The sequence below is a fragment of the Streptomyces sp. NPDC058534 genome, from assembly GCF_042717365.1.
Classification (GTDB): Bacteria; Actinomycetota; Actinomycetes; order Streptomycetales; family Streptomycetaceae; genus Streptomyces.
Genome location: NZ_JBHXNW010000171.1, coordinates 1 through 3,200, shown reverse-complemented (window position 1 = coordinate 3,200; position 3,200 = coordinate 1). Strand labels below are relative to the sequence as shown.

Below are 3,200 nucleotides of genomic sequence, written 5' to 3'. Positions count from 1 at the left end.
TGGCTCTTTTTTTTATACGCGAGGGGCGGCGCCCCGGCCGCGGCCCCCGCCCCCCCGGGGGCCCCCACCGGGGGGGGCGCGGCTCCGCCCCCGACCCCCCCCGCCGCCCGTCACCGCCCGCTCAGCCCTCCGCCGGCACCCCGCGCACCCCGCGCGCCAGCAGTGCCGGGGACTCGGGGCGGCCGTCCAGGATGCGGTTGGTCCGGGTGACCACCTGCCATCCGGGGGCCGAGTCCGTACGGCGCAGCCGCCAGTGGTTGGCGGTGGCCCGGCGCACCACGTACCGGCCCTCCTCGTGCACCACCATCAGCGAGTGGCACACCGCGACCGCCTCGTCGCCGTCGACCGTGATGTGCGGCGGCCCCACGACGTGCGCGCAGCCCTGCCGGATCCAGCCTTGGTGCGCTGCGGACCGCACCATCTCGCCGATCTGCTTCCGGCCCGCGAGGAAGAGCTCGTCGATGTCGTAGACACCGTCCGGCGCCCAGAGCGCGGCGACACCGTCCGCGTCGCCGCCGTCGACCAGCGGCCCGTACGAGGCCATCATCCTGGCGATGTCCCGCTCGTCCTCCAGACGCCGCAGCCGTGCTTCGACGTCGTCCGGCAGTCGCTCGCTCATGCCGCCGCCTCCTCCCTCGCCGCGACACCGGCGATCTCCGCCAGCGCCTCCAGCTGCTCCACGTAGTGGGCCGCGGACCCGGCGGACAGCGACACGCTGACCAGCGTGGCCCCCGCCTCGGACACCCCGTGCAGCGCCTTCGCCGCGGCGTCCGCGTCGCCGGACGGATCCAGCGGGCGCCCCGCGCTCAGCACCACCTCGAAGCCCTCCGGCAGCGGCGCGGCGTCGACCATCTCGCGCAGCCGGTCCAGCGGCAGCCCGAACGGCACCCAGCCGTCCCCGTACGCCACGGCCCTGCGCAGCGAACGCGGCGTACGGCCGCCGATCCACAGCGGCACCGTCTCCTGCACGGCGTGCGGTTCCACCACGAAGCCCTCGTAGTCGAAGTGCTCCCCGTGATAGGCCGGTTCACGGCGGGACAGCGAGGCTCGCAGCGCCGCAAGGGCGTCGTCGGCGATCCCGCCCCGTCCCTCGTAGGCCGCGCCGAGCAGCCGGAACTCCTCCTCCAAACTCCCCACGCCGAGCCCGAGCACGAGCCGTCCGCCGGAGATCCGGTCCAGCGTGCCGTAGCGCTTGGCGAGGGCCAGCGGGTGGTGGTAGCCCAGCACCAGGACCTGGGTGGCGAGCCGGATGCGGCGGGTGCGGGCGGCGAGGTACCCGAAGGTGGCGAGCGGATCCCAGTAGGTCCCGCCCCGCTGCTCGGCGACGTCCACGGGCACCGCCACGTGCTCCGAACAGGTCAGGTGGTGGAAACCGAGCCGGTCGGCGGCCTCGGCGACCGCCCCCAGCTCCTCGATGCCGGCGCCGCGCTCCCACGGGGAGTGGACACCGGGTACGGCCGTGACGACGGGACTGGTGATGCCGATCCGCATGGGGGCACCTCTCTCGGACGCGAGCAGACGGGAGGGGAAGGGTCATCCAAGTCCGCGCCCCGCGCCGGAAGCGGCCGGGTCCCACTGACCGGAACGCCGCGCACCGCGCCCGCACGGCACGCGAAAACATCGACGGCCGACGGAAGGACGCCCTGACCGTGCCCCGAACGAGTGGCGAAAGAGCCCCCGCGCACCCCACCTCGGCCAAGCAGCGCCAGCGTCACGCCCGGATCCTGCGGAGCGCGGCGCGCCTCGGCGCGGCACACGGCCTCGAGCGGATGCAGATGCACGACGTGGCCAGGGAGTCCGGCGTCGCGATCGCCACCCTCTACCGCTACTTCCCGTCGAAGACGCATCTGTTCGCCGCCGTCATGCGCGCCCAGATACTCCGCCTCGACGCCGAGACCCCGCCCCCTCCACCGGGCACCGGACCGGTGGAGGCTGTGACCGACCTGCTCACCGAGGCGAGCCGACGGCTCTTCGAACAGCCGCTGCTGGCCCTCGCGATGATGCGGGCCAACAACGTCGCCCCCGTCGACTGCGGCGGCCCGGCCCGCCGCACGGACGAGCTCCTCGCCGATCTGATGCTGCGTACGGCAGGGGTGAGCGACCCCACCGAGCGGGACCGCCGCGTGGTCCGTCTCCTGCAGCAGGCCTGGTACGGGCTGCTCACCACCGTCCTCTACGAACGTTCCTCGCCCCGGGACGCGCAGGACGGCATCCGGCTGGCCTGCCGCCTGCTGCTCGGACCGCAGCCCGGTCACCGGGAGTGGACGGGCCCCGGCGGGAGCGGGCTGATTACCGTGCCAGAACTGCATCGGCCGACCTGAGGAGTCCCCCATGCCCCGCAACGTCGTCGTCACCGGATCGGGTTCCGGTATCGGTGCCGCCCTCACCGACCTCCTGCGCGCCCGGGGCGACCGCGTCATCGGGGTCGACCTGCGCGGCGGCGAGATCGACGCCGACCTGTCCACCCCGAAGGGCCGTGCCGCTGCCGCCGCCGCGGCGACCGAGGCGGCCGGCGGCGTCGTGGACGCGGTCGTCACCTGCGCCGGTACCTCCGTGCCCGGCACCGCGATGGTGACCGTCAACTACTTCGGCACCACCGAGTTCGTCACGGCGCTGCGTCCGGCCCTCGCCGCCGCCCCGCAACCCCGCGTCGTCCTCATCGGCTCCATATCCGGCACCCAGCCCACCGACCCGGACGTCGTCGCGGCCTGCCTGGCCGCCGACGAGGGCAAGGCCCTCGCGCACGCGGAACGGGCCGTCGCCGATGGCCACGCGCGCCGGCTCTACCCCTCGTCCAAGGCGGCGCTCGCCCAGTGGGCGCGGCGCACCGCCGTCGCCGAGGGCTGGGCCGACGCCGGGATACCCGTCAACGTCGTCGCGCCCGGCATCGTGCTCACTCCCATGAGCGCGGGCATCTTCGACGACCCGGATATGAAGAAGGTCATGGACACCGCCGTCCCGATGCCGCTGAACGGCTACCTCCGGCCGGAGGACGTGGCGCGGGCGGTCCTGTTCCTGGCCGGTGACGACAACACGCACATCACCGGGCAGGTCCTCTACGTCGACGGGGGCGCCGAGGCGACGCTCCGCGAACCCTCGCACTTCTGAGCCACCGGGAGCACTCACCGGCAGACGCCGTGCCCCGGCCGCGGGACAGGGGGCGGGGGCCCGGGGGGGGGGGGGCGCGCAGACGTGAGGAG

The 3,200-nt window shown here is 74.5% G+C and carries 4 protein-coding genes; 2 read left to right on the top strand and 2 right to left on the bottom strand.

The features are described 5' to 3' along the window. Positions 1–121: 121 nt before the first annotated feature. Positions 122–619 carry a nuclear transport factor 2 family protein gene (locus ACFWR9_RS42530; protein ID WP_383853016.1) on the bottom strand — a complete coding sequence of 166 codons (498 nt, stop codon included), beginning with the start codon at positions 617–619 and terminating at the stop codon, positions 122–124. Continuing rightward, positions 616–1,491: a TIGR03619 family F420-dependent LLM class oxidoreductase gene (locus tag ACFWR9_RS42525; protein WP_383853013.1), complete on the bottom strand. Its 876-nt coding sequence runs from the start codon at positions 1,489–1,491 to the stop codon at positions 616–618. Before ACFWR9_RS42525 ends, ACFWR9_RS42530 begins: the two co-directional genes overlap by 4 nt. Before the next feature lie 158 nt (positions 1,492–1,649). On the opposite strand from ACFWR9_RS42525, the gene ACFWR9_RS42520 reads away from it, so the two are divergent. Then, a complete protein-coding gene (locus ACFWR9_RS42520; protein WP_383853010.1) occupies positions 1,650–2,321 on the top strand; it encodes a TetR family transcriptional regulator in 672 nt (223 codons plus the stop codon). Positions 2,322–2,331: 10 nt separating this feature from the next. Beyond that, entirely contained in the window at positions 2,332–3,108 is a 777-nt protein-coding gene (locus tag ACFWR9_RS42515; protein ID WP_383853007.1) for an SDR family oxidoreductase, read from the top strand. Positions 3,109–3,200 lie beyond the last annotated feature (92 nt).